Origin of the sequence: Vibrio sp. 10N.261.52.C2 (assembly GCF_041471425.1) — a bacterium.
Classification (GTDB): Bacteria; Pseudomonadota; Gammaproteobacteria; order Enterobacterales; family Vibrionaceae; genus Vibrio; species Vibrio crassostreae_C.
This window is the reverse complement of the sequence record NZ_JBFROH010000012.1, coordinates 16,452-40,360: the sequence shown is the minus strand read 5'-3', so window position 1 is coordinate 40,360 and position 23,909 is coordinate 16,452. Positions and strand designations below refer to the sequence as shown.

General features: G+C 39.0%; 22 protein-coding genes. 11 read left to right on the top strand and 11 right to left on the bottom strand.

All coding sequences use genetic code 11. The annotated features are described in order from the left end of the window. The 6 genes from AB4307_RS04185 to rfaD form a co-directional block, all read right to left on the bottom strand. Positions 1–1,191 carry a UDP-N-acetylglucosamine 4,6-dehydratase gene (locus tag AB4307_RS04185; protein ID WP_372131223.1) on the bottom strand — a complete coding sequence of 397 codons (1,191 nt, stop codon included), beginning with the start codon at positions 1,189–1,191 and terminating at the stop codon, positions 1–3. A 58-nt stretch (positions 1,192–1,249) separates the two neighbouring features. Continuing rightward, positions 1,250–2,356 (bottom strand): glycosyltransferase family 52, encoded by a 1,107-nt coding sequence (locus AB4307_RS04180; protein ID WP_372131221.1) that lies wholly within the window; start codon positions 2,354–2,356, stop codon positions 1,250–1,252. A 59-nt stretch (positions 2,357–2,415) separates the two neighbouring features. Continuing rightward, a complete protein-coding gene (locus AB4307_RS04175; RefSeq protein ID WP_372131219.1) occupies positions 2,416–3,168 on the bottom strand; it encodes a glycosyltransferase family 25 protein in 753 nt (250 codons plus the stop codon). Beyond that, positions 3,161–4,360, bottom strand: a complete 1,200-nt coding sequence (locus tag AB4307_RS04170) for an O-antigen ligase family protein (RefSeq protein ID WP_372131217.1) — start codon at positions 4,358–4,360, stop codon at positions 3,161–3,163. Before AB4307_RS04170 ends, AB4307_RS04175 begins: the two co-directional genes overlap by 8 nt. A gap of 16 nt (positions 4,361–4,376) precedes the next feature. Further along, complete coding sequence (lpxM, locus tag AB4307_RS04165; protein ID WP_372131215.1) at positions 4,377–5,333, bottom strand: lauroyl-Kdo(2)-lipid IV(A) myristoyltransferase; 957 nt, start codon at positions 5,331–5,333, stop codon at positions 4,377–4,379. Between the two features lie 134 nt (positions 5,334–5,467). Then, entirely contained in the window at positions 5,468–6,409 is a 942-nt protein-coding gene (gene rfaD, locus AB4307_RS04160; RefSeq protein ID WP_371725388.1) for an ADP-glyceromanno-heptose 6-epimerase, read from the bottom strand. A 152-nt stretch (positions 6,410–6,561) separates the two neighbouring features. Here rfaD and AB4307_RS04155 point away from each other — a divergent pair, with 152 nt between their 5' ends. Further along, complete coding sequence (locus tag AB4307_RS04155; protein WP_017071086.1) at positions 6,562–7,725, top strand: nucleotide sugar dehydrogenase; 1,164 nt, start codon at positions 6,562–6,564, stop codon at positions 7,723–7,725. Between the two features lie 108 nt (positions 7,726–7,833). Then, positions 7,834–8,472 (top strand): TetR/AcrR family transcriptional regulator, encoded by a 639-nt coding sequence (locus tag AB4307_RS04150; protein WP_065584535.1) that lies wholly within the window; start codon positions 7,834–7,836, stop codon positions 8,470–8,472. Between the two features lie 62 nt (positions 8,473–8,534). Here AB4307_RS04150 and AB4307_RS04145 read toward each other — a convergent pair whose 3' ends face one another. The 5 genes from AB4307_RS04145 to AB4307_RS04125 form a co-directional block, all read right to left on the bottom strand. After that, on the bottom strand, positions 8,535–9,686 hold the full coding sequence (locus AB4307_RS04145; protein ID WP_372131213.1) for a murein hydrolase activator EnvC family protein: 1,152 nt from the start codon (positions 9,684–9,686) through the stop codon (positions 8,535–8,537). Between the two features lie 83 nt (positions 9,687–9,769). After that, the gene (gene cysE / locus AB4307_RS04140; RefSeq protein ID WP_136974368.1) at positions 9,770–10,591 is read right to left on the bottom strand and encodes a serine O-acetyltransferase; all 822 of its coding nucleotides are present in this window, start codon (positions 10,589–10,591) and stop codon (positions 9,770–9,772) included. Positions 10,592–10,638: 47 nt separating this feature from the next. Then, positions 10,639–11,703 carry an NAD(P)H-dependent glycerol-3-phosphate dehydrogenase gene (gpsA, locus tag AB4307_RS04135; RefSeq protein ID WP_372131211.1) on the bottom strand — a complete coding sequence of 355 codons (1,065 nt, stop codon included), beginning with the start codon at positions 11,701–11,703 and terminating at the stop codon, positions 10,639–10,641. 167 nt (positions 11,704–11,870) lie between these two features. After that, positions 11,871–12,338, bottom strand: a complete 468-nt coding sequence (gene secB / locus AB4307_RS04130; RefSeq protein WP_004741403.1) for a protein-export chaperone SecB — start codon at positions 12,336–12,338, stop codon at positions 11,871–11,873. Between the two features lie 83 nt (positions 12,339–12,421). Continuing rightward, positions 12,422–12,856 (bottom strand): rhodanese-like domain-containing protein, encoded by a 435-nt coding sequence (locus tag AB4307_RS04125; protein WP_372131209.1) that lies wholly within the window; start codon positions 12,854–12,856, stop codon positions 12,422–12,424. Between the two features lie 479 nt (positions 12,857–13,335). Here AB4307_RS04125 and tagD point away from each other — a divergent pair, with 479 nt between their 5' ends. Genes tagD through AB4307_RS04080 form a run of 9 tightly spaced genes read left to right on the top strand, consistent with a single transcriptional unit; the run spans position 13,336 to position 23,909 of the window. After that, on the top strand, positions 13,336–13,803 hold the full coding sequence (gene tagD / locus AB4307_RS04120) for a glycerol-3-phosphate cytidylyltransferase (RefSeq protein ID WP_372131207.1): 468 nt from the start codon (positions 13,336–13,338) through the stop codon (positions 13,801–13,803). Continuing rightward, on the top strand, positions 13,793–17,326 hold the full coding sequence (locus tag AB4307_RS04115) for a capsular polysaccharide export protein, LipB/KpsS family (RefSeq protein WP_372131205.1): 3,534 nt from the start codon (positions 13,793–13,795) through the stop codon (positions 17,324–17,326). Before tagD ends, AB4307_RS04115 begins: the two co-directional genes overlap by 11 nt. A gap of 11 nt (positions 17,327–17,337) precedes the next feature. Further along, entirely contained in the window at positions 17,338–18,351 is a 1,014-nt protein-coding gene (gene pseB / locus AB4307_RS04110; RefSeq protein ID WP_372131204.1) for a UDP-N-acetylglucosamine 4,6-dehydratase (inverting), read from the top strand. A 9-nt stretch (positions 18,352–18,360) separates the two neighbouring features. Beyond that, positions 18,361–19,527, top strand: a complete 1,167-nt coding sequence (pseC, locus tag AB4307_RS04105) for a UDP-4-amino-4,6-dideoxy-N-acetyl-beta-L-altrosamine transaminase (protein WP_372131202.1) — start codon at positions 18,361–18,363, stop codon at positions 19,525–19,527. After that, complete coding sequence (gene pseF, locus AB4307_RS04100) at positions 19,524–20,225, top strand: pseudaminic acid cytidylyltransferase (RefSeq protein WP_372131200.1); 702 nt, start codon at positions 19,524–19,526, stop codon at positions 20,223–20,225. Before pseC ends, pseF begins: the two co-directional genes overlap by 4 nt. Continuing rightward, complete coding sequence (gene pseG / locus AB4307_RS04095) at positions 20,222–21,298, top strand: UDP-2,4-diacetamido-2,4,6-trideoxy-beta-L-altropyranose hydrolase (protein ID WP_372131198.1); 1,077 nt, start codon at positions 20,222–20,224, stop codon at positions 21,296–21,298. Before pseF ends, pseG begins: the two co-directional genes overlap by 4 nt. Further along, positions 21,282–21,932, top strand: coding sequence for a formyl transferase (locus AB4307_RS04090; protein ID WP_372131196.1), 651 nt, complete (start codon positions 21,282–21,284; stop codon positions 21,930–21,932). Before pseG ends, AB4307_RS04090 begins: the two co-directional genes overlap by 17 nt. Further along, positions 21,925–22,875: an ATP-grasp domain-containing protein gene (locus tag AB4307_RS04085; RefSeq protein WP_372131194.1), complete on the top strand. Its 951-nt coding sequence runs from the start codon at positions 21,925–21,927 to the stop codon at positions 22,873–22,875. Before AB4307_RS04090 ends, AB4307_RS04085 begins: the two co-directional genes overlap by 8 nt. Next, positions 22,875–23,909 carry an N-acetylneuraminate synthase family protein gene (locus AB4307_RS04080; RefSeq protein WP_372131192.1) on the top strand — a complete coding sequence of 345 codons (1,035 nt, stop codon included), beginning with the start codon at positions 22,875–22,877 and terminating at the stop codon, positions 23,907–23,909. The genes AB4307_RS04085 and AB4307_RS04080 overlap by 1 nt, the downstream gene beginning before the upstream one ends.

Genomic DNA, 23,909 nt, shown 5'->3' with positions numbered 1-23,909 from the left:
TTACATCTTGCTATCGAGGTATTTACCGGTTTCTTTGTGCCCAAAATCAGGAATCATTGTAAAAAAGAGTTTTACAATTTGTTCCTTGGTCCAAGCTCGCTCGTCTTTCATCTCTGAAATACTGTTTTCAAACAAAGTAAGAAGCTCTTGCTCATAAAGAGGTTCATTTTTGATGATGCCCAGATTTTCGAATCGAGACATATCCAGCTCTTCTTTATCCGTGAAAAACTCTTCGAAGTCTTTTTCACCCGTTGTATCACTTGCAGTAAACAAACATGGCCACTTGCCCTTCTCTGGAAGCGTATGTGCAAGTTGGCGAGCTTCTTCTTCTGTTTCACATAGGTGAGGTTCAAAACCAAGTTGCTCTAGGTATTTCACCGCGATATCTGCAAACGAAATAAGATGTAGAGCTTCACTCAGCTTCGGGAAGAAAATGTCACGGTTTTCGCCAAAGATACAAGACATTAAACATAGCTCTCCCGACTCTTGAGGAGTAACAAAGTAACGCTTGATGTCATTTGGGGCCACGATAGGTTGGCGTTTTTGGATACGTTGGTTAAATCCGTGAAGTAGCGAACCATCAGAGAATGCCACATTTGCAAATCGAGCAGTTGAGATTGCCATTTGCTCACTTTTTCGCATAAGGAACATTTCCATAATGCGCTTTGACGCCCCCATCATGTTAACAGGGTTTGCAGCTTTATCTGTTGAAACACAGAAGTACTTTTTCGCACCGGCATCAATAGACTGCTGAATTGTTTTGTCGGTATTAAAGACATTTACATCAATCATGCGCATCAATGTATAAGGATCTTTTTCACTTCTAACATGCTTAAGCGCAGATAGGTTCAACACATAATCGAACTTGCCATCGGCTTTAATGAATGCGTCATATTCTAGGGAGCCAATATCTAAGGCAAATGTTTGGAAGTCACCATCGATGTAACCAAATGAGCTACGAATATCTCGAACCAGCTCTACCATGTTGTTTTCACTAATATCAACAACATGCAGCTTTTTAGGGTTGCGTTTGAAAATTTCTTTGGTTACCGCTTGGCCGATGGAGCCAGCGCCACCTAAAACAAGAAAACTAGATTCTGATATTATGTCTGCTAGTTCATTTTGATGCTGTTTTATATCAGAATTGAACAGCATCTCCGTACGACCGATTAGTGATAAGGCGTTAGTCATAGAGTTACTCTTTATGTTGAACTGAATTGGACAATCAATTTAGGTGATTATATTAAAATTATAATTCAATTTTTTGTAAAACTTGCTTAATTCTGATATCTAAATCTTCACGATTTTGTTCAAAACTTGCGATGCTTTTGACTGCGTCAGCCATCTCTTCTTGTTTCAATATCTGAAAAACGTCACAGTACTCTTCCAATCCCATACCAACCGATGAAAACAACGACACAATCCCCATCTTCTTATTAGACAACATCAGGAATAGCTCAACCGGAAGCTTAGGTGGTAATTGTTCAACGCCCTCAAAGAATTTGTTGTAATCGTCTTTTGGCTCTGAAGGGTGGAGCTTTAACACAACATTATAGCCTGCATTGGTTGCCTGTTTATAAATGTCTTGATAAACCTTTTTAACAAAGTTTATATCTTTAAATCGTAGAGTGTTCTCTTTGGATGTCGGTTGAGTGGCTATAATTACAGTGCCTTTCTCATGATTATAACTATCGATTTGGAATAGCTTTGAAAGTATCTCAATTGCATATCCTGACCTTGAAAGATTAAGTTTTTTTACCTTATCTTTTACGATTGAAGGTGATTTCTCTGGCGAAAGAAGGTGAATTTCTAGGCACTCTTTTTTCTCTCCCATTACCATTGATTCGGAAGGGTAGCTCTTAATTCTTCTAATTGTTTTCTTTAGTGGATCATGGATAGGGATTTCTATGTAGTTCCTCATTCCATCTTCAATCATTTTATAGTTTGGAACCAATAGCCTAAATAATCGAGACATTCTATTATCGTCATTGAAAACAAACAGCTCATAACACCCTATATTTGGGAGTATGTTTTCTTCGTAACTATTAATATAATCAACTAAAGTTTTTTTTAAAAAAGCAGGAAGGCGAAGTCCGAGCATAGATGACTTCATTATAAACTTCCCTATAAAACCCTTTTTCTTTATTTTCGATGTTAACTTGTCTCTACTAGCTAATATTACTTTAATGTTATCAGGTTGGTTTGATGTGTTTATAACATCTAAAGGGATATTCTGATAGTCATTGAATAATACAATGGTAGCTTTTCTATCTGATTTAACAGCGTGAAAAACACTTAGCATCACATGTCTTACCGTAGAGCAAATATAAAGATTTGAAATTTCATCTGCCATCATTCACCTCGATAAGGCATGTGTAAAATTGTATGTGTAAGAGCACTTTAGCAGCGAGAAGTTCATTGTTTTTTGCTACTAATTTTAAATTTTATATTATGTAGATGGCGTTGGATGGTTTCATTAAGATTAAACCACTCACGTTTACATTTTTTTAATAGACTTCTATTAGCTGTTTTTTTTGCGTAGCCTATTTCAGAGTCAAACTTAGGGTCATTAGTGACACAAGGTTCTTTAGTTCCATAGCATTCAACTTCATTCGTCCAAAATCGATCCATATATATGTCGACAGCCATGTACCACTCTTTAGAGTGTAGTAACAGTTTATTCGCTCCTTGAGGTGTAAGATAATAAGCAGTTGTACTCATATGCCCTTTTGTGAATTTGTGGATGTTGGTCGAAGAACATTTTAGTATAGAATAAGAACTGAACTCTCGACGTTTATTATTAAATAACCGAATACATTCGATAGATTCAGGTAGTTCAGGAATATCTTTTAAAAAATTTAAAAATGTCTTTTTAAATAACAAAGCATCGTCTTCAATAATAATTATTGGCTGATTTAGCTCTATACATTTTTCCCAGAGTAAAAAGTGACTTGCGTAACAGCCTAATTGACCAGCGTTAAGCGTTTTTGCTCTATATGTTTGGCTTAATTCATCATTATAACGTTTCAGTAATGGATGAGGAGGTGATGTTCTGCCGTCCACGGCAGAAAACAGCTCAAAAGGAAGAGATAGTTCGCCCAATTGACGGCTAATATTTTCTTTTCTTTCTGCGGAAGATTCTAAATTTATGACAAAGATTTTAGTCATTGGAATCCCTCTGAATTCTTGAGCATATAGGGACTAAGAATAGTAAGTATAACGTGAGTGTTTGAGCATGATTGAAAGGCACATCGGTTAACCCTGCAATAAAAAACAGAGAAGTAGAACCAATAACAATATACATTTCAAATGGTTTTAAATTTCTTAGTGTAATTAATGGGTAAATTAATATACTCATTAAAAGGATTAACCCAATACTTCCGGACTTAACCATCTTATCGATGTATTGATTGTGATAATGGCTTGAGGCGAAATGAAAAAGACGCTTAGAAATTTCTTTCTCTTTCAATTTCCCTTTTAATATCTCTCTATGTTCTTGTCCATGACCAAGTATTGGTTTTTTTTCGAATAAATCTGGAGCGAGAGACCACATTTTTAGTCGGAGACCGATAGAGGTGTTATAGTTGTTATTTTTTATTTTTTCTATTTCATAAATGGTTTTTTCATATCTGTGACTAATATTATCTTTAAATGTCATGAAACCAGAGAATAAAATAGCTATTACCGCTGCAGTTATTAATAAAATACTCTTATTTGAAGGGCGCGTCATTTTTAGCTTTATTATTAATAATAAAACCAATGATAAAGAAAACGCGAGCCAAATACCTCTAGTCTCACTTAAAACAATAGGAGGTAAGTAGAATAAAAAAGCGGACAGGGTAATAATAGCCTCTTTTTTTCTAGTTGATTCTAATAACAATGAAAAAGAGATAACAGCGAGTAGTGCACATGCGGTGGAGTATGGTATCGGGTTCATATACCCTGCATCACGAGCCACGTCCATATACACATTGAAGTAGAGGCTATTGAGGCATACAAAAAGGCCGCCAACTAGAACAATCCAGCGGGTTAGTTGTTTTGTGAGAAGCTTGTACGGGAAAAATATCAGAAATAGTGTAGTGGCGATGAGTGATCTTAATTCTCTAGAGCTTGCTCCATGATAATAGTAACTAAATACGATATATATACATGAAATGCCAATTAACCACACAAACGGGCTCTGTATGTTATTTAATATAGTTTCTTTTTTAAATACTAATATACTGACGATGATACTAATCAAAAATAGTGGGATCATTTTCTTATCACCACTATCTAAAACTAACATGCCTGTAACAGCAAAAAAGTAAGGTAATAGTAAGATTGCTGTATAAATCTGCTTTCTGTTAATAATATTCATACTGTTTAATGTAATGCTAACCACTATAAGGATTTATATTGCTATCAGGGCGAGTCTTAAGCAGTCTTAAGATCCACATATATTGCTCTGGGTTTTTGCTCACGTAATTTTCAATACATTGGTTCATCATACGTGCGTCCTCTTCTTCGCTTCCTGTTGGGAAGGGTAGAGCAGGGTAGAAGTCCAAGGCGTATTGGCCTGTACTGCTATCGTATTGAGCAAACAAGGGCACAATTTTAGCTTTACTTAGTTTTGATAGGCGACCAAGGCCTGAGATAGTTGCTTTTTGAGTCGCGAAAAAGTCAACGAAGACACTGTGCTCACGGCCAAGATCTTCATCAGGGAGGTAGTAACCCAGGTACCCATCACGTACCGACTTGATGAAAGGTTTGATACCACCGCTGCGATCATAAACACGACCGCCGTATTGCACGCGCTGTCGGTGCATTAGCCAGTCACTGAGTTTGTTTTTTTGTGCTTTCGCCATCGCAGATACAGGTAAATTGCGTGAAGCTAATAATACCGCTGGGATATCGATAGCCCATGTGTGTGGCACCAGCAAGATCACATTCTCGCCACTGTCTATAATATCGGTTAGGTTGCTTAGGCCGTTTATCGCAGTGTTATTCTCTAGCCAAGTTTTACTCTTGAGTGTCAGTGAAGCAAATCCCATCAAAAATGAGATGGAAGTAACGTATGACTGATAGAGAGTTTCTTCGCGCTCTTCGATTGATTGCTCAGGGAAACACATCTCAAGGTTCACTCTAGCCCGGCGGTTAGCCTTATTCTTAATTTTTACAGCTTGCTTAGCCATAAACTTAGCTAATGCTAAACGAATGCTATTAGGTAAGAAGCAGACTAAAGACGATAACAAAACAGCAATCCAAGTTCCCCAGTATTTAGGTGCTAGAAAACCCCATTCAAACTCAGGATTGTAAGCTTTTGGATCAAAATCATTGCGTTGTGTGGTCATTCATTCACTACATTATTTAAATCAGAGAGTTAACTTAATATCGGTCACTCTGGGAATGATTATATTCGTTAGACATTCCCAATAATACACGCTAAAAGTAGGGTGTATTATTGGTCCTAATCTGAAATATACCGTTAAGCGTTTACGATCTTCATGTACTCAGCAACGCCATCGGCTACTGCTTTAAACTCGATATCGCAACCTGTACCGCGAAGCTTCGTTAGGTCTGCTTGAGTGAATTCTTGGTAAGCACCTTTTAAATGCTCAGGGAAAGGAATCGTTTCGATTTCGCCTTTACCATGGTGCTTGATAACTGCCTTGGCGACTTCTTCAAACGACTCAGCATTGCCAGTACCTAGATTAAAGAGGCCAGATACCCCATTTTCTAAGAACCACAAGTTTACAGCCGCAACATCACCTACATACACAAAATCACGCTTAAAGGTTTCGCTACCTGCGAACAATTTCGGGTTTTCACCGGAATTCATTTGGTTGTTTAGGTGGAAAGCGACAGAGGCCATGCTGCCTTTGTGTTGCTCGCGTGGACCATAAACATTGAAGTAACGAAACCCTACGATTTGCGAAAGCGTTTCGTTGTGTGCTGCTGCATCCGCGGTTAAGCGGCGAACGTAGTTATCAAATTGTTGTTTTGAATAGCCGTAGACATTCAATGCACCTTCGTACTCTCGTTCTTCAATGAAAGTGTCGGTTTCACCGTAAGTTGCAGCTGAAGAGGCATACAAGAAAGGAATTTCACGTTCAACACAGTAATGAAGTAGCTCTTTTGAGTATTCATAGTTGTTGAGCATCATGTATTTGCCATCCCACTCAGTGGTAGCAGAGCATGCTCCTTCATGGAAAACAGCTTCAATATGACCAAAATCATCACCGGCCATGACTTGAGTTAGGAAGTCATCACGATCCATGTAATCCGTGATGTCTAGGTCTACAAGGTTCTTAAATTTCTTACCATCTTTTAAGTTGTCGACGACTAGAATATCGTTGTGGCCCGCTTCATTAAGCGCCTTAACAATATTGCTGCCAATCATGCCAGCACCACCCGTTACGATAATCATAATTTTCTAACTCTTTTGAATACAAAACTGTCACGAGTATAGCAAGGAATGGATAAAGCGGGCTAGTGGAATAATTCCCCAACCAGAGTATGATACGGCAAGCTAAGTTATAAATTATGTTGAGTTAATTACTCAAAACTATAGGTATTATCATGAAGATTGCAGTAGCCGGTACAGGGTATGTGGGTCTATCAAACGCTATGCTTTTGGCACAACATCATGAAGTCATTGCGGTAGATATCATCGATGAAAAAGTGGCAATGCTAAACAATAAGCAGTCACCGATTGTAGACAATGAGATTGAGCACTTTCTATCAAATAAGACGCTGAACTTCATGGCAACAACGGATAAAGCCGCTTACAAAAATGCTGAATTTGTCATCATTGCTACACCTACCGATTATGACCCTAAAAACAATTATTTTGATACCAGCTCTGTAGAATCTGTCATCAAAGACGTCATGGAGATCAATCCTGATGCGGTGATGGTTATTAAATCAACGGTGCCGGTTGGCTATACCGAGCGTATTAAGCAAGAGCTGAACTGCGAAAACGTCATGTTCTCACCGGAGTTTTTGCGTGAAGGCAAGGCCCTGTACGATAATCTACACCCATCACGTATTATCGTTGGTGAATGTTCTGAACGCGCTAAAGTGTTTGCGAATCTTCTTGTGGAAGGTGCGGAAAAAGAAAACATCGACGTACTGTTTACTCACTCAACGGAAGCAGAAGCAGTAAAGTTATTCTCAAATACTTATCTAGCGATGCGAGTTTCTTATTTCAATGAGCTTGATTCTTACGCGGAAGCGCATGGCTTGGATTCTCGTCAGATCATAGAAGGTGTTGGCTTAGACCCTCGTATCGGCAATCATTACAACAACCCTTCATTTGGTTACGGTGGTTACTGCTTACCAAAAGACACCAAGCAACTATTAGCAAACTATCAAGATGTACCAAACAACATTGTGGGTGCGATTGTTGATGCAAACCGTACCCGAAAAGACTTCATTGCGGATTCAATTATTAAGCGCTCGCCTAAAATTGTCGGTATTTATCGTTTGATCATGAAGGCGGGCTCTGACAATTTCCGTGCTTCTTCCATCCAAGGGATCATGAAGCGTTTAAAAGCCAAAGGCATCGAAGTCGTCGTGTTTGAACCGGTATTGAAAGAAGAGCACTTCTTTAACTCGAAAGTCTATTCTGATCTTGCTGAGTTCAAAGCGGTGTCCGATGTGATTGTTTCTAATCGAATGGTAGAAGAGATCGCAGACGTTGCAGATAAGGTGTACACACGAGATCTGTTTGGCAGTGATTGATTCGGCTCTATTTTAGCTAATGCTAATTAGACCAGATGTTAACAGCTCGATCTATCCGTTTAGTGGCGATATACTGAACCCCTAAACGGATAGGGATACTAATAACTAATGAAAACACGTGACAAGATTGTTTACGCTGCTCTAGAGCTTTTTAATGAGCACGGTGAGCGTAGTATTACGACCAATCATATTGCTGAGCATATCGAGATTAGCCCTGGTAACCTCTACTACCATTTCCGCAACAAGCAAGAAATTGTCCGTGACATCTTTACTCTCTATTCGACAGAGTTACTTGAAAGGTTCACACCGATTCAAGGCCAACAAGAAAGCCTGACGTTACTAAAGACTTACTTAGATTCTATCTTCACGTTGATGTGGAAGTACCGATTCTTCTACGCAAACCTCCCTGAAATTTTGTCTCGTGATGAGCAGCTTCACCTCGATTACATGGCTGTGCAAGAAAGGTTGCAAACTAACCTTGTCGATATTATGAGAGCTTTTGTTGAGTTGAACTTGTTGAAAGCGACAGACTCAGAGATGAAGTCGATGGTGACTTCTCTTCACTTGATTGCATCGGGTTGGTTGGCGTATCAGTCTGCGATGTCTCCAAAAGCCCAAATTACCGAGCAAGTCGTTCATCAAGGAATGCTGCAGATGATAGCGACCGTTAAACCAATTGCGACCGCGCAAGGTTTTGAACAGCTGACATTATTAGAAGATGGTGTAAGGGCGTTGAACTCTAAATAGAAAGAGACGAGTAAGCGGTATACGGGATTCGAAGAAAGATACTCGCATCCCGTATCTGCTCTTTATCGAACTAACCAACTCTTCGGGTTTTGGGCTTGGCTGTTTCTGCGAATCTCAAAGTACAGTGAAGGGCGCGTTTGGCCGCCAGTGTCACCAGCAAGCGCAATCGCTTCGCCAGCTTTAACCTTGTCACCTTCTTTCTTTAAAAGTGCTTGGTTAAAGCCGTAGAGCGTCATATCACCTTTACCGTGGTCAAGTAGCACCACTAATCCATAGCCACGCAGATACTCTGCAAATACCACCGTGCCAGAGTAAACCGATTTTACCTGCTGACCGTACTTGGCGTTTATCACCATGCCTTTCCAGTTAATTTGACCCGTTTGGCGTGAGCCGTAGTTATGCAGAACTTTGTCTTTGATTGGCCAAGGCAGTTTACCTTTGCGTTTGGCTAACCCATCCATAGGGACGGCATTACGTCGTTCTCGAGCCGCTTTTTCTGCTTTCGCTATTTCAGCTTTGAGGCGTGTTTCATTTCGCTGAAGCTCTGCTAGGTAATTCTTGTCACCCGAGATGTTTTTCTTGATGCTGCCAACCGTTTTCTTACGCTGCGTTTGAGTTTTGGCTAACGTATCGCGCTTGGTGGTTTGCTGTTTTAGCAGTGTTGCTATCTGTTCTTGCTCAAGTTGACGCTGTTTGTGGCTTTCTTCTAATTCAAGTTGCGTCTGTTCAATCGTTTTAATGGTTGCGGAGCGAGCTTTGGCAAGGTGCTGGTAATAATGACTGATGCGATCTTCTTCTATACCGGTGTTGAGAATGTGAGAAGAAGCCTTAGCTCGACTCGTCATGTAGTAAGTCTGAATGAGCTGCTCTAACTTGTCTGTCTGGACTTTTTTCTGTGCAGTGAGCGCTTTAATCTTTGTGTCTAAATTAGCAATATTAGCATTAGCAGTATTGAGCTGCTTTTTACTGTCTAGAATCGCTTTTTCAAGTGAAGCGATGGACAGCTCCTGCTTCTTGAGGTTTGCCTGTAGGCTATCGAGTTTCTTTTGCTGGGAAGAGAGCGCTTTCTGTTGACGAGAGATTTCGCTTGATACGCCTTTCAGTTCACCTTGAGATGCAGCAAATGATGATGAAGACAAAAGAGCAACACCAAGGCTGGCAGATATCAAAAGAACAGTGCTCATTGATTGAACGGGTTTCATCATTATCGTCATTTTGCTCTTATTAATAATCAGCATCTGCTGCGAGTCTTTTCGCATCTCGGCTATCGGCTATTCGTCGGATCCCGAATCTGCTCTTAAATCCCATCACCATGGATGAAGTTCTGAGAGCGACCGTTAAACCCCTGATCCATGTCTAAAGATGGCTTATCAGTTTTCGGCTTTCCAACAATTTTTGCAGGAACACCAGCGACAGTCGTATGAGGCGGAACGGCTTGAAGAACCACTGAGCAAGAACCAATTTTCGCGCCTTCACCCACTTCAATATTGCCGAGTATTTTCGCACCAGCACCAATCATCACGCCTTCACGGATTTTAGGGTGACGATCACCGCCTTCTTTACCTGTACCGCCGAGAGTAACATCTTGAAGGATGGATACGTCGTTTTCGACCACTGCAGTTTCACCGATCACAATGCCCGTCGCGTGGTCGAGCATAATCGCTTTGCCGATACGCGCAGCAGGGTGGATATCTACTTGGCATGCGACTGAAATTTGGTTTTGCAGGTAAGTGGCAAGTGCAATACGCCCTTGCTTCCATAACCAGTTAGCCACGCGATAACCTTGCAGTGCGTGATAGCCTTTAAGGTAGAGCAATGGCATAGAGTACATTTCTACAGCCGGATCTCGAGTAACTGTCGCGCAGATATCACAAGCGGCTGCATCAATGATCGAGTCATCTTCTTCAAAGGCTTGTTCAACAACTTCACGCACTGCCATCGCAGGCATTGAGGCTGTCTTTAGCTTGTTGGCTAGGATATAACTTAATGCAGCACCTAAGCTTTCGTGGTTGATAATGGTGGCATGGTAAAAACTCGCAAGCATAGGTTCTTGCTCCGACTGCTGTCGAGCTTCCTTCACAATGCATTGCCAAACTTTTTGTTGTTCACAGTGTTTCATTTTACCATCCATCTTATCTATTTTATCCCACGACTGAATACGCGATGTTATCGCTCTGACTTCTTGTCTCGAGCAAGCAGATCTTGTGCCGCTAAGTGGGCATCTTTCCCTTGATACAGCACTTGGTAAATTTGTTCAACAATTGGCATCTCAACGCCCATACGTTCTGATAGTAACCAAACTTCTTTGGTGTTGCGATAACCTTCGACCACTTGGCCAATTTCTTCTTGTGCGGTGTCAACGTCTTTACCTGAACCCAATGCTAAACCGAAGCGACGGTTACGCGATTGGTTGTCGGTACATGTCAGTACTAGGTCGCCAAGTCCCGCCATACCCATAAAGGTCTCTGGTTGTGCGCCAAGTGCTGCACCTAATCGGCTCATCTCTGCTAAACCACGGGTAATTAACGCTGTACGCGCATTAGCACCGAAGCCAATACCATCCGACATGCCAGCACCAATCGCGATAACGTTTTTAACCGCACCACCAAGCTGCATACCAATGAAATCTGAGTTTGCGTATACGCGGAATGTTTTGCCACAGTGAATCTTTTCTTGAAGCTCTTCTAAGAAGGTCTCATCTGGTGACGCGACTGAAATTGCTGTCGGCATACCCATCGCAAGTTCTTTGGCGAAAGTAGGGCCAGATAGAACCGCTAGAGAGTAATTGTCACCAAGCACATCGTGCGCGACATCTTTAAGTAGTCGGCCTGTTTCAGGTTCTAGACCTTTCGTTGCCCAGCAGATACGAGAGCTATCAGATAAATGAGGCTTCAGGCTATTTAAGACGATGCCAAACACGTGACTAGGGACAACGACTAGGAGGTCACGACTGGCTGTTACTGCTTTCTCAAGGTCTGATTCGATGATCAGGCTTTCTGGAAAGTCGATATTAGGAAGAAACTCATTATTTGCACGCTCTGAGTCAAGACGTGCCATGTGGATAGGGTCATGTCCCCAAAGAACAACATTTGCACCGTTACGCGCTAGAGAAATAGCTAAAGAGGTTCCGTAAGAACCTGCGCCAATGACTGTCATGGCGATCTCTTTGCCGTAAGCGCTGTCTTTATCGTAAGCGTATGCCGTATTAGTCGGGCGAGTTGTATCTGTCATGCTTCCACCTAAAAATAATGAGGGAAATCGAAGAGTTTTGGAAAAGCTTTCTACTAAATTAGAAGGCTCTCTATCTTAGTACAGTGTAAAGAAAAAATGCACATCGCAGAAGTTACGATGTGCATTTAAAAGTTAACTAACGTTAGAATTAAGTTCTACTTTGAGACTTAAGCCTGTTCGCCTTCAGCCTGCTGAGCTTGGTTCTGTAGGTAGTTCATGAACAAAGCATCGAAGTTTACAGGTGCTAGGTTCAGTTGTGGGAACGTACCTTTAACCACTAGGCTAGAGATTGTTTCACGAGCATATGGGAATAGGATGTTCGGGCAGAATGCACCTAGGCAATGTGCTAGTTGACCAGCCTCCATTTCGCTTGCAGAGAAGATACCACCTTGCTGAACTTCACAAAGGAATGCTGTGTCATCTGCGTTCTTAACGGTAACCGTTAGGCGTAGAATTACTTCATAAACACCTTGGCCTAGTTCACGGCTCTGGGTGTCTAGATCCAGTTTTACATCTGGGTTCCACTCTTTTTGAAACATATCTGGAGAGTTTGGCGCTTCGAAAGATACATCTTTTAGGAAGATGCGTTGGATTGCGAAGTTTTGTTGTGCGTCTTGTTGTGCTGCTTCAGCCATTTTCTTGTCCTTAAAAATTTATAATTAGGTTTTGTTCGTCATATTTGTCGAACAAAACCCGAAAGTTAGTTTATTAGGTCAGCTTACTTTTTGCCTTTTACTAAAGGTAGGTTAGCTTCGCTCCAAGCCATTAGGCCACTTTTCAGCACGCTTACGTTTTCGAAGCCTGCTTTAACCAGCAAGTTAGCGCTTTCTTGAGCGGTTTGACCTGTCTTGCATACTACGATGATTGGGTCAGCTTTACGGCTTTCAAGGTTACCTAAGTTATTTGATTTTATGTCTGACGGTAAAATGTGAAGTGCGTCAGTAATATGGCCCTTTTTGAACTCATCTTTAGTACGGATGTCAACTACAACGCCGTTCTCACGGTTGATCAGTTGTGTAGTTTGCGCAGCTGAGATCTCTTTGTAGGCTGCGTTTGATGTCTTGATAACGTTCGCAATGATGGCAACAACTAAGCCGATCCATACGATGGCTAAAATCATATTCTCTTGAACAAATGGAACTAACTCTTGCATGTCTTGAACTCTTATTCGTTATTGGCAGAAACTATAGGTCAGGAGTATAGCGAGGTTAACGATAGTATGTACATAGCAACGACTGTTTGAAAGGCTTTTCAGGATAAGATATTTAACTTTGAGGTCTCATTCAACTCGCACCGAATCACTTTGCAGCAGAAGTTAGCAGCGTCCTTTGCTTAATCAATATCAATACGCGAGGTTAGTGACACTCTCTTGGACGTTCGGGTAACTCAAAGAAAGTCGGAATAAATTTGCATTGGCACCTGAAGAGGTAATCGCCCCTTTCAAACATGTTAAAGCCGGGAGATAAGATTGCAACCGATGAGTTTTGATATCAATATACTACCTTCCTTAAACTGCATAAGGTAAACTATAAAGGCAATCTCTGAACTCAGAGTGAAGTAGCGATTAGCTTAAAATACAATAGCACGCTTTAATTATTTAACAGGAAAGCGTTAGAACGCTGGGAGCAACCTTTGAAAACTGTAATAACTTATGGGACTTTTGATCTGTTTCATGTTGGGCATATTCGTCTTTTAAAACGCTTGAGTGAGTTAGGTGATAAGCTAATCGTTGGAATTTCTTCAGATGAGTTTAATGAGTTAAAAGGGAAAAAATCCTTTTTTTCCTATCAAGAGCGTGCGGAAATTGTAGGGGCCTGCAAATACGTTGATGAGGTATTTCCTGAGCATAATTGGGAGCAAAAGCTTAACGATGTAAAAGCTTACAAGGCTGATGTTTTTGCTATGGGAGATGATTGGGCTGGTAAATTCGACTTTCTTGAAGACCTCTGTGAAGTTGTATATCTAGCTAGAACTGAAGATGTTTCTACTACAAAGATAAAAACGACATTATCGAGAATCAAAAGTGAAGAGTTAGAAAAAATAGAAAATTCACTACATGATGTGATTGAAATTATTAAGGCAATGACACATGAAAAGTAAGCTCAACTCTATTTCAGTTAGAATTAAAAGAAAAATTAAAGAAAACAAGCATGTTGAAAAAGGTTTTAGAAAGTTAAAGTCCTATCTTGATCTTTATTCTCCTGTAGAATTCCAATCATTTGACTCTATACATCCAGTCTCATTAGATTCTTTAATTTACATGATGAAAGGTGGATATAAAAAAAATAAAGAATTAATTTTATCGAAAAGTAAAGATGTATTCATCGATGCTTCTGAAGTAGAGAAAGTATCTTGCCTTGTTGAGCAGTATAAAAAACTATACCTTAAAGATGTTAATATTGATGGTCTTAATGAAAATTGTGTAACAGTTATAGGCCGAAGATACTATAAGAGAAAGGTAGGTGGTCTGAAAAAAGATATACTTGCTATAGCTGCAAGCGAAAACCCAAATTCTAAAGTTTATTATATACCGAGCCAAAGTGAGCTCGTAAATAATAAAAGTGTGATTGAGAACTTACCTAATAATGTAATTACATTATCTCATAACATTAATCCGGATTCTTTTATTTTAAGAAGTGATAAAGTATACACATATGGTAGTGTATACGGCTTTGATGCTTTAATTTTTGGTAAACAAATAATTGTGTTTGGCAATCCATTTTACAGTAGCTGTGAAGGAGCTAGCCTTAGATATGGTAAAAAAGAAAAAACTGACACGCTAGAAAGTGTATTTTATACGTATTTCATTCGAGACGTGAACTATAAATCACCAATATCTAAACTACCCATAGAGTTTAACGAAGCTCTAGTTTGGCTTTTTGTCAGTAAAGGTGAAGAATTTCACGGTTTTTTTAGCGAAGTATACTCTTCTAAGACAACACGTAGAGAGTTTTCCTATGGGCCAAGTGTTTCTAATGACAAAGATTACTTGTTGGAAATAATTGCAGAATCAACCAGCATTTCATCTAATTTACTAAAGAAACTATTAAACTCTCAACCACCAAGTGCAAGTGATACGAATGAATTAATAACGTATGATATTTCGCGTCTGGATATATACTATAATGGTGTTGAAAATTATTTTAGAAAGCTTGTAGAGTACGATAAGCTTCAAACATTTATCGATGAGTTTACTGATGAGTTGTCTAGTTATATTACTTTTTTACCTAAGAAAGTAAGAGTAAACTTAATTGATTCTCTGAGTAACTCGATAAAAACAAGTCGGGGAAGAAAACCACAATCCCTATTAGAAATTCCAACTTTTATGTTTGATTTTGGATCTACAAATAAAAAACTATGGTTTGGAGTCTTGCGTTATTACTTGCTCAGATTTGAATATTCTCATGTTAGAACCATGATTGACTCATGCAAAAGTCACGAAGAGAGGATTTGGTTCCGCATCGCATCTATTCTACATGAAACTGAAGGCAACAATGCATTTCGAGTAGATACAAATTGGTTTATGCGTCAAGAGTTACTAGAAGAGGTTTCTAACAAATTTTTCAGTATAATCAAGACCAATGAAAGTTATAGTGATGATTTTACTAAAGTACTTTATTATTATATGATAAAAGATAGTGATGAGTTTAATCACTGGTTTTCTGATTATTTAAATAACCACTCAAATGAAATGGGTGCTAATGAAGCATACTATTTTAAGTCGATGATAAACCACTTAATGAAACTGGGTGGTTACAAAAAAGCAGAGTGTTTTCTTGATAGACATAAGAATTACTTAAGTGAACTTTCACTTGAGGGTGTTTACATTAATAGCCTAGTAAATTCAGGTAAGCTTGATAAAGCTTTATTATTTATAGAAAGTGATGATTTATTTAATGTAGATAATATATTAAGTAAAAAATCACATTTTTCATTGTGTTATGCAATAGTTAATTATTATAGGCAATGTGGCAAGTTTGATAATGCTTACTCTTTTCTAGTTGAATATAAGAACTATTTGTTGTTTAGTGATAAAAAACACTCAGAACCATCATTGAAAAAAATACAATTAAATATTGAGGCTAACAAATTTCTACATGATTCCAAAGTTTTTGTAAATGCACCAGAACGCATTACTGATACATCCAAGATAAAAGGGGTTATATTCCAGGCTCACTGCGTTGATCACTATCATGCATTAGCGATGTCGACTCCTATTATTCATCAACTTAAGACGATGGGTTATGTTGTAGTCAGCCTATCTCAAGAAGTAAAAATTTGTGAACCGACAGGAATTCCGATTATTGATAAATATATTGGATACCTGATCAGCGGTTGTTCTGATGGTTGTATTCAATTAGATTGGAATCTCGATTGGGCGAATAAAAAAGTTGAGTGCGAAGGTGTCAATTTCTATCAGGGGATATATGAACAGCTATCAATTAGATATCGTTCTTTTGACATTGATATAAATAAACCAGGAATAAAACGGTTCTTAGATACAACTCTAAAACAATGTGATCTCGCTTTAAGGTTGTGCTTAGAATTAGAAAAAGATAAGAACCTGAAGGGTTTTCCATTATTATTCTTAGGAGCGACATCACACAGAGCACCGGCCTCCATTTTTAGGGACTTTGCTCTTAATCGAGGGGATAATATATTCTACTCATCATACAATATCGGTTATGAAAAGTACTATAAAGGTCAATCGACAAGGTTATCTTCGATGTTGACAGTGCTAGATATGACACAACACCCTGAATGTCGAGCTGGTTTCCTAGCCTTACCATCGCGATTCCGAAAATGGATTGCTGATGCGAACAATCTATTGATAGCACAAGAAAAGGTTCATGAGCTGCTAGAAATGCAAAGAGGTAGCCTAAACTCTTCACAAGACTATAATTCTTATTCGGTTATTGAACAGGCGAAGACCGATGGTAAAAAGATAATATGTTGCTTTGGTAAAATGACATGTGATTTGGCTGTACCTCAAGATGGGGGAAATGCTCATAGCGATATGAAAGACTGGATTAATCACACAATAGAAATCGTAAAAGGTAATGATGACTTCTTATTACTTATTAAACCTCATCCTGTAGAATTAGTTTCCGAATCATCACTGGACTTGCAACAGTATTTTAGAGATCTAATCCCTAAAGAGCTTCCTAGCAATGTGATTTTTTTAGGACATAATGAATTTAGAGTTCCTGAAATTGCACCGCATATTGACTTAGCCATTCTCTATAATGGAACATCATCGATGGAATTAACTATTCTAGGAGTGCCAGTTATGATGACAAGTTATTATGGTAAATATGATTACCCAATAGATCTAATATACCCGAGGAACAGAAGGCAGTATGAGGAGTATATTTTGTCTGGAAGTTACGAAATTCCGTCAGAAAGTCTAAAACAAGATGCTGCAGGGCTTTTATATTATATGGGTACGTCAGATGTATCCATAGAAAATAAAATAACAAATCGTTCCTCGACAAATGACAACATAGGAACGCCGAGTTACAATACTATCGAAATGGAACGCTATTTATCTCATGGAGATGAGCAAATAAAGTTGGCAGCACTCCGCGCTGTAGAATCATCAATCAAATTTTTGGAAAGATAAAGGAATTATAAATGCTTAATAATAAAGTTGTATTGATTACTGGTGGTACAGGTTCATTTGGTAAAAAGTTCATTGAAACAATTTTAGAACGATTTTCTGATGTAAAAAAAATAATAATCTATTCAAGAGACGAGCTTAAGCAATTCGAAATTAAGCAGAAGTATCCTAGTTCACAGTTTCCACAGCTACGCTTCTTTATCGGTGACGTTAGAGACCAACAAAGATTAATTCAAGCTTGTGAAGGTGTTGATGTCATCATCCATGCCGCTGCTATTAAACAAGTAGATACTGCAGAATATAACCCAACAGAGTGTATTAGAACAAACGTCGACGGCGCTGAGAATGTAATTCAAGCTGCTCTCCACTGTGGTGTTCACGATGTTGTTGCTTTATCTACAGACAAGGCATGTGCCCCAGTAAACTTATATGGTGCGACAAAGCTTGCATCTGACAAGTTGTTTACTGCCGCAAACAATATTAAAGGTTCAAAAGATATCCGATTTAGTGTTGTACGTTATGGTAACGTTATGGGCTCTAGGGGGTCAGTTATTCCATTTTTCTTGAATAGAAAAAGTGAAGGCGTGCTTCCAATTACACATGAAGAGATGACAAGATTTAATATTTCATTACAAGATGGTGTAAACATGGTTATGTACGCGATCGAAAATCATCTCGGAGGTGAAATATTTATTCCTAAGATCCCATCTTACCGAGTAATGGATGTTGCCGAAGCCGTAGCTCCTGAATGTGAAACGAAAATTGTAGGTGTAAGGCCAGGTGAGAAGATTCATGAAGAAATGATCACTGATGCTGACTCTTTGAACACGATAGATTTGGGGCAATATTATGTAATCCTTCCTTCGGTATCATTTACTTACAGTGAAAGCGAATTTATGCATCACCATAAAGCAGAAAAAGTCCCTTTTGGTTTTAAGTATAACTCCGGTACTAATACCGAGTGGGAAACCGTCGAAGGGCTTCGTAATCTTATTATTGAGCATGTTGATGCTAACTTTAAACTGTGAGAATAAAAAGTGATACCGTACGGAAAGCAAGATATCAATAGTGATGATATTAAAAGTGTTGTTGACGTTCTGACATCTGATTTTCTAACCCAGGGCCCCAAAGTCCCTTTGTTTGAGAAAGCACTTATTGACCATACAACAGCTAAATATGCTTTAGCGGTTAATAGTGCTACATCTGCACTTCATATTGCATGTTTAGCCCTTGGGTTGACAAAAGGTGACTTTCTTTGGACTACACCAATAACTTTCGTCGCTTCAGCAAATTGTGGGTTGTATTGTGGTGCTGATGTAGATTTTGTCGATATAAACCCTAAAACTTATAATATATGCCCTGTTGCGCTAGAGCGTAAATTAGAGGCTGCTAAATTAGAGGGGCGGTTGCCTAAAGTTGTCGTTCCTGTCCATTTGACAGGACAATCATGCGACATGAAAGCTATTTTTGTATTATCTAGGAAATACGGCTTTAGAATTATTGAAGATGCTTCACACGCCATAGGTGGTAAGTATCACAATAAACCTATTGGATGCTGCGAGTACAGTGATATTACTGTATTTAGTTTTCATCCTGTAAAAATTATAACAACAGCTGAAGGCGGAGCTGCGGTTACTAATGATAAGCATTTAGCAGATAGAATGACGTTGCTACGAAGCCATGGTATTACTCGAAATTTAGATGAAATGAGAGGAAGCAGCCATGGCTCGTGGTACTATCAACAGCTTGAGTTAGGCTTCAATTATCGCATGACAGAACTACAAGCCGCCTTAGGTATTTCCCAAATGTCTCGATTAAACAAGTTTGTTGGAGAAAGACATAAACTTGCAGATCGTTATGATAGAAAACTAGTAAGTTTACCTGTAATAACGCCTTATCAGTTACCAGAAACATATTCGGGGCTTCACCTGTACGTCATACGCTTAAAGCTAGACGAAATCTCGATCACTCATCGGGATTTGTTCGATGCTATGCGAAACAAAGGGATCGGAGTTAATCTCCATTATATTCCAGTACATATACAGCCTTACTATCAAGACTTGGGTTTTTCTAAAGGTGATTTTCCTGAAGCAGAAAGATACTACCAAGAAGCAATATCTCTTCCTATGTACCACACAATGTCTTTTGAACAACAAGACGAAGTGGTTCAAGCTTTGAGTGAAGTATTGGGAGAACAAGCATGAGGGTGGCAATAATCCCGGCTCGGGGAGGTAGTAAGAGGATACCGAGGAAAAACATTAAGAATTTCCACGGTAAGCCAATGATAGCTTATTCAATTGAAGCGGCGAGAGAATCCGGTTGCTTTGATAAAATAATTGTATCAACGGATGACGAAGAAATTGCCAATATCGCAGTTAGGTTTGGAGCTGAAGTGCCGTTCATTCGACCTTCTAAGCTTGCTGACGATTATGCAGGGACAATTCCGGTGATACAACATGGTATAGAGTTTCTGCGTCAGTTGCACCCTAATATAACGGATGTGTGCTGTATATATGCAACAGCTCCTTTTGTGCGTGTAGATTCTATACAGCAAGGCCTTGAAATCCTAACTTCGCGAAACTGTAACTATGTCTTCAGCGCGACGGCATACGCATTCCCTGTTCAGCGAGGGTTTAAGCTCGATGCGCATGATAGAATCGAAATGCTACAACCCGACGCATTTTCTTCGCGATCTCAGGATTTAGAAGAATATTACCATGATGCAGGACAATTTTACTGGGGAACCCTTGACTCTTGGGTTGCTGGAAAGCCATTTTTCACTAAAAATTCCTGTCCAGTTATATTACCTACCTATCTTGTTCAAGATATTGATAATGAGGATGATTGGGTTAGGGCTGAGCTAATGTATCAGGGATTAATGAAAAGTAATATTGCATTATGAAATACGTAGTAAGGGTTGATGGAAGTGAGACTATCGGTGGTGGGCATCTAATGAGATGTCTATCTCTTGTTGATGGTATAAAGTTAACCGACTCTAATGCCGAGGTTCATTTAATATGTTGCGATTTGATTTACAAGTTTATTGATATAATTAAATCTAAAGGCGTTACCCTCCACATTTTACCTGAAAATGACAGTGTTCACGTCAATAAAAATAATTGGGAGATTGACGCAAAGTTAACAAAGGAAATAATTGGAACTATAGGTGAAATTGAATGGCTTATTGTTGACCATTATCAAATCGATAAAAAATGGGAAACTGAACTTTCAGAGATAGTAGAAAAAGTCCTGATTATTGATGACCTAGCTGACCGAAAACACTCTTGTGATATCTTGTTGGACCAAACTTACGGGATTGATAAAAAACGTTATAATACTTTAGTCTCGAATGATTGTAGTATTCTTGTGGGAACTGAATATGCATTATTAGATAAAAGGTACTCTTTCAAAGCCAATTATATTTCACAGTTAAGAGACAAAAGGCTAATAAGAGAAAAGATATTTATATCTCTCGGCGCTTCAGATCAATTAAATTACAGTGATCTAGTGTTGCAACAAGCCTTAGATATCGATGAAGTGGAACATATTTATCTAGTTATAGGTGCTGCTAACCCTCATAGAAAGTATCTTGTGAACAAGTATTCTGGCTGCCCTAAAGTATCACTTCTTTATAATTTGACCGCTGAAGAAATGATTCAATCCATGCTTTCTTGCGATATAGCCATTGGAGCCGGAGGGACAAGTGCTTGGGAGCGTTGTGCCTGTGGACTTCCTGGGTTAATGATTGTTATGGCTGATAATCAGTTAGAGATAGCAAAGCAGCTCAGTACTACCGGCGCAATACGCATTTGTAACGAAAAAAATATTGCATCGGAGTTAAATGAGCTGCTCATTAAATTTCGAGATGAACAGAAAAGTTATATGGATTCAGTTACAAGTTGTTTGAACATATGCGATGGCAAAGGTACTGCTAGAGTTTTATCTGTGATGGAAGCTTATGAAAGAAATAAATAGAACATCAATTTTAGTTGACAACGACTCTTGGATTCTACCTTACGTGGAAGATCTGAAGGTTATGCTCGAAAATCTCGGAGTCACTTGCAAATTAATTCGTAACGAAAATCAAATTCCTAATGGTGATGTTTGTTTTTTATTGGGTTGTACGCGAATTGTTAAAGAAGAGTCACTAAAGAAGAATATATATAACTTAGTTGTCCATGAAAGTGATTTACCAAATGGTAAGGGATTTGCACCAATGGCGTGGCAAATTTTGGATGGCAAAAATGAAATTATGTTCAGCCTAATTGAGGCTACGAATACTGTGGATTCTGGTGACATTTGGCTCCAAAGTGGCTTGTCTTTAAGGGGGGATGAACTCTGCGAGGAATGGCGGCATTTACAAGGAAAGAAAACTGTTGAGATGTGTGTAAACTTCGTACGTGAGTTCGATAAATTATCACCGAGAAAACAAGCTGGGAGTGAATCTTTCTTTCGTAGGCGTACTCCAAAAGATAGTGAAATCGATACGACGAAGTCTATAGATGAATTGTTTGAATTATTAAGAGTTGTTGATAATCAAAGATATCCTGCTTTTTTTTATAAAAATGGTATTAAATACAACATGAAAATTGAGAAGAGTGATGGTTAATAAAAATATGAAGGTGTTATTTACTGGCGGTGGTGGAGCTGGTAATGAACTTATATATAGATTGCTAGGCGATAAGTATGATATTTATTTTGCAGATGCAAGCAAGGATAATATAAATCCGCTGATTCCAGAAGAGAAACGGCTTGAGATTCCTTTTGCATCACACGAGAATTTTGTGTCTGAGATTGTTTCAATTTGCAAATTACATAACATCGATTTACTTATACCTAGTGTCGATGAAGAACTTCCTTTTATGAAAGATGTTCAAGGCGCTTTACCAAGTTTGGATATATTACTACCAGATCATGAACATGTGGTTTTGATGATGGATAAGCTAAAGTTAATGCAGACTTTTGCTGATAAGGGAGTTGATGCACCTTATACAACAACTCTAGACAACATAGATGAATTGTCGTATCCATTTTTTGTTAAGCCTAGGTGGGGGAGAGGTTCTAGAGGCATCCAGGTTATCTATTCTGAGTCTGATCTTAAGCAATACAGAACAAACTCTGAATATGAAGACTCCGAAATTATTGCGCAAGACTTGATGTCTGGTGTTGAGTACACGGTAATGATGTCAGCCGATCGTTACGGACGACTTCACGCGATAGTACCCGTCAAAGTAGACTTAAAGAAAGGTATCACTATAAAGGCTGAAACAGAGCGAAATAATCTTGTTACAAATGCCTGTCAAAAAATACACAACGTTTTTCTAACCAAAGGTTGTTATAATATTCAAGTGTTCCTACAACCCGATGGAACGGTATTGCCAATTGAGATAAACCCTAGAATTTCTACGACGTTTTGCTTAGGAATTTCATCTGGAGTTGAAGCTATAGAGAATTACTTTAAAGAAGAAAAATCAAGTACTCTTGATAAAAACTGGAAGTCAGAAGTCAAGTTACATAGGCATTGGGTTAATTACATAAGCAAGGATAAATAATGCAATTTGAGATTGGTAATAAGCGAATTGGCGATGGGTGTCCCACATTTATTATAGCAGAGGTTGGTTCTAATCATAATCAGTCATTTGAGCTTGCATTAAAGCATATTGATGCCGCAGCTGAAGCGGGCGTAGATGCTGTTAAGTTTCAAACGTTTAAAGCGACCGAGCATGTATCTAAGTATGCTGAAATGCCTAAGTACCTTAAGGGGTACGAAAACATACACGACTTAATAAAGAGCTTGGAGCTGAATAGAGATTGGCAGTTACCTTTGAAAGAGTATGCGGAAAGCAAAGGGCTTATATTCTTTTCATCACCGTGTGATTATGATGCTGTGGATGAGCTTCAAGCGATCAATGTTCCTGCACATAAAGTCGCTTCATTTGACCTTCCTGATTTGGATTTGGTCCGCTACATAGCTAAAACTCAAAAACCAATATTATTATCAACAGGCCTAGCTGATTGGATGGAAATTCAGAGGGCTGTCGATGTGTGTCGCGAAGAAGGTAACAATAAGATTGTATTGTTCCAGTGCACTTCTCTCTACCCGGCCCCTCCTCATTTATCGAACCTAAAATCAATGTCGACAATGAAGTCTGCATTTAACGTGGTAACTGGATACTCAGACCATACCCTAGGAGATAATATACCAGTTGCTTCTGTTGCTCTTGGTGCTTCAGTTATCGAAAAGCACTTTACACTTGACCGTAGTTTACCCGGGCCTGATCATGCTTTCGCAATTGAACCTGACGAACTAAAAATACTTGTCGATAAAATCCGTGAGGTTGAATCTGCAATTGGCAACGGAGAGAAAAACGGCCCGCGACCTGAAGAGCAAGATATGTATAAAAAAGTACGTCGAAGCTTGCATGTTAGTTGTGATGTAGAAGTAGGAACTGTTTTGACAAATGACATGTTAGTATCAAAGAGGCCTGGCTATGGCATACCTGTGCATCTAAAAGATCAAGTGATCGGAAGGGTAGCGACTAAGTCTTTGAATAAAGACCAATGGATTACATGGGGTGATATATAG